The organism is Leisingera sp. F5 (genome assembly GCF_001593695.1).
The window spans coordinates 1-3,437 of record NZ_LUKH01000241.1; the positions used below are offsets into that span (position 1 = coordinate 1).

At 61.2% G+C, this 3,437-nt stretch carries 4 protein-coding genes; 3 read left to right on the forward strand and 1 reads right to left on the reverse strand.

The features are described 5' to 3' along the window. The coding region (locus A2I95_RS28115) for a metal ABC transporter permease (RefSeq protein ID WP_291735215.1) at window positions 1-267 on the forward strand (267 nt) is incomplete at its 5' end. Window position 268: 1 nt separating this feature from the next. On the opposite strand, the gene A2I95_RS28120 is transcribed toward A2I95_RS28115, so the two are convergent. Further along, window positions 269-1,183, reverse strand: a complete 915-nt coding sequence (locus tag A2I95_RS28120) for a LysR substrate-binding domain-containing protein (RefSeq protein WP_291735216.1) — start codon at window positions 1,181-1,183, stop codon at window positions 269-271. Window positions 1,184-1,276: 93 nt separating this feature from the next. On the opposite strand from A2I95_RS28120, the gene A2I95_RS28125 reads away from it, so the two are divergent. Beyond that, window positions 1,277-2,797 (forward strand): trimethylamine methyltransferase family protein, encoded by a 1,521-nt coding sequence (locus A2I95_RS28125; RefSeq protein ID WP_291735218.1) that lies wholly within the window; start codon window positions 1,277-1,279, stop codon window positions 2,795-2,797. 153 nt (window positions 2,798-2,950) lie between these two features. Beyond that, window positions 2,951-3,437, forward strand: a 487-nt coding sequence (locus A2I95_RS28130; RefSeq protein WP_291735220.1) for an FAD-binding oxidoreductase, incomplete at its 3' end; no start/stop codon positions are given.

The window sequence follows — 3,437 nt, forward strand, 5'->3', positions numbered from 1 at the left end:
ATCCTGGCCATCGGGTTGCTGATTGCGCCGGGGGCGATCGCATTTCTGGTGGTGCGCAAGTTCAGCACCATGCTGTGGGTTGCTGTCGTGGTTTGTATGTTCTCAATGCTGGCGGGCACCTATGCCAGTTTCTTCCTCGACAGCGCGCCCGCGCCGACCATTGTGCTGATCCTGACCGCGCTGTTTATTCTCGCCTTCGTGCGGCGGCTCCACCTGACCCGTCAGGCCTCGATGCAGCGTGCCAAGGATTCTTCCGGGATCGCATAAGTCACGCGGCGCCGGGCTTCACCATCTCCAAGAGCCATTGCCGCACCAGTTCGGCGTTAGGAACCAGGTCTTGGCTCTTGGACCACACCAGATAAAACCCCGCCCCGGTGGTCCAGGACCATTCCGTGCGTGCGGCCAGCAGCCCCTGTTTGATCAGCGGCTGCGTCACATGCTGCCAGCCGAAGGCGAAGCCTTCGCCGGCAATCGCCGCCTGCAGCACCAGCGCATAGTCGTTGAGCCGCAGACCTGCCGCGGGCAGCCGGCCCGTCACCCCGAAATGGGAAAACCACTGCTGCCAGCTGGGGCGTTCGCGGATCGGCTCCTCCAAGTGGATCAAACGCTCGTGCAGCAGGTTCGGTACCGTGGCCAGGTTGACGGCGGAGGTCATCACCCGCGGGCTGGCCACCGGATAGATCACCTCGGGCGCGATCAGGGTTGAATGGCAGTCCGGCCAGTTCCCATCACCGCGCCGCACCGCCAGCGAGATGCCCTCGGTATTGATGTCCGGCTCCCGGTCAGAGCTTTGCAGCCGCAGGTCGATATCGGGGTGAGCCTCGTGCAGCCGGGGCAGTTTTGGCATCACCCAGTAGTATGCAAAAGCAGAGGAGCAATTGAGCGTGACATGGTCATTCCGCCCGAACTGCCGCACCGCTTTGGCTGACGAAAGAATGTCCTCCAGCGCCTTGGAAACATCGGTGTAAAGCCGCATTCCCGCCCCAGTCAGCTCCACTTTTCGATGGCCGCGGCGGAACAAAACAACGCCCAAAGACGATTCCATCTGCTTGATCGCCGCACTGACAGCAGGCTGCTGAACATTTAGTTCCTCCGACGCGCGGGTAAAAGAAGCATGCCTGGCGGCGGCCTCGAAGACGATCAGGTGGCGGGGGCTGGTGAGGAGCTTCCAAAGTTCTTGCATAACTGTGATTTATCCAAACCATCAGAATTTTCAACCGTCACAAGGCCTGTGCCGGGTCTTATTGTGTCGCAACGCCTGAAGATGGAGATCCCCATGGCCCGACGCGCCCGCGCATCCCGCGATAGAAACACCGCCCCGGCGGGTGCCCCGGCATCGCCCTTTGTCCAGCGCACATTGCCGTTCTTTGATGTGCTGGATGAGGAAAAGCTGACCAAGATCGAGGCCCAGGTGGATTGGATCTTTGAAGATGTCGGCATTGCGTTCCGTGATGATCCCGAGGCGCTGCGGATCTGGAAAGAAGCCGGCGCGCGGATTGATGGCGACACCGTCCGTGCGGATGCGCAGTGGATTCGCGCCCTGTGCGCCACGGCTCCGCGGGAATTCACCCAGCTGGCCCGCAACCGGGCGCGGTCGGTCACCATCGGTGGCAACAACCAGGTGTTTGCCCCGATCTATGGCGCGCCGTTTGTGCGCGATCTGGAGGGCGGGCGCCGGTATGGCGACATGGAGAGCTTTGAGAAACTGGTGAAGCTCACCTACATGCATCCGAATCTGCATCATGGCGGGCTGGTGATCTGCGAGCCCTGCGATGTGCCGGTGAGCAAACGCCATTTCGACATGCTGTACGCGCATATGACGCTGAGCGACAAACCGCATCTGGGCGCAATCACCGAGATGTCCCGCGCGCAGGACAGCGTCGACATGGCCGAGATCGTCTTTGGCAAAGACGTCATGGACAACAACTGCGTGATCATGGGGAACGTGAACACCAACTCGCCGCTGCTGGTGGACAAGGTGGTGACCGAGGCCGTGCGCACCTATTCTGCCCGCGGGCAAGGTATGATCGTGGTGCCGTTTATCCTGACCGGCGCGATGGGGCCGGTGTCCACCGCGGCGTCTGTGGCGCAGGCGATGGCCGAGGCGATGATGGTCTGCGCCTTCACGCAGCTGGTGCGTCCAGGCGCGCCGTTTGTCCTGGGCAACTTCCTGAGTTCCATGTCGCTGAAATCCGGCGCGCCGACATTCGGGATGCCGGAGCCGGTGGTGTCGAACTATGCGATCGGCCAGCTGGCGCGCCGTGCGGGCCTGCCGCTGCGCTGCGGCGGCTCGCTGACCGCATCCAAGATCGAGGACGCGCAAGCGGCCTATGAGAGTGCCGATTCGATGCATTCCACCATGCTGGCGGGCGCGAATTTTGTCCTGCATTCAGCCGGTTGGATGGAAGGTGGTCTGTGCACCGGGTTTGAGAAACTGATCATGGATGCGGACCGGCTGGGATCTTATCAGAAGGTGCTGAGCCAAGGTCTGGACACCAGCGACGAAGCCTTTGCCCGTGATGCTTACACCGAGGTGGAGCCGGGCGGCCATTTCCTCGGCTCCGGCCACACCATGCGCAACTACCAGACTGCGTTTTATGAACCCAAGCTGAGCGACAGCGAGAATGTTGAAAGCTGGGAGGAGGGCGGCTGCAAGGACATGCGCCAGCGCGCCTATGAGCGCTGGAACCAGATGCTGAACCAGTATGAAGCGCCGCCGATGGATGAGGCGGTGAAAGAGGAACTGGCCGCCTATGTCGCCCGCCGCAAGGAAGAGATTCCGGATGCGTGGTACTGAGTTAACACTTTCTTCACGCATAATCTCAGCTGATGCAGGATGTGCCGGATTGCTCCGGCACCCCCTGTGCACCCCCCGTATACCCCCTGTGCACCCCCTAGGTGCCATTTGCCGCAATTCCCGCGCTTTGCCGCAGACCTGAGGACAAAACCCATGTCAGACAATTTTGCCCAATCGACGCTCAACATCCACAAGGAGGAGAGCACCGGCGACAAGAAACTGCCGAGCCACGCCAAGGCGGTGATCATCGGCGGCGGTGTGGTTGGCTGCTCGATCTTGTTCCACCTGGCCAAGTTCGGCTGGAAGGACGTGGTGCTGCTGGAACGTGACGAGCTGACCTCCGGCTCCTCCTGGCACGCGGCGGGGCAGATCCATACCATCAGCTCTGATCCGAACATCTCGCGGCTGCAGTCCTACACTATCGACCTGTACAAGGAGATTGAGGAACTGTCGGGCCATTCCGTCGGCCTGCACATCACCGGCGGGTTTTACCTGGCGTCGAACAAGACTTGGTACGACTACCTGAAACGCGAACGGTCCAAGGCGCGGTATATGGGCCTGAACCAGGAATTCATCAGCCCCAGGGAAGTGGCTGAACGCCACCCGCTGATTGATCCGAAACATTACCATGCCGCCCTGT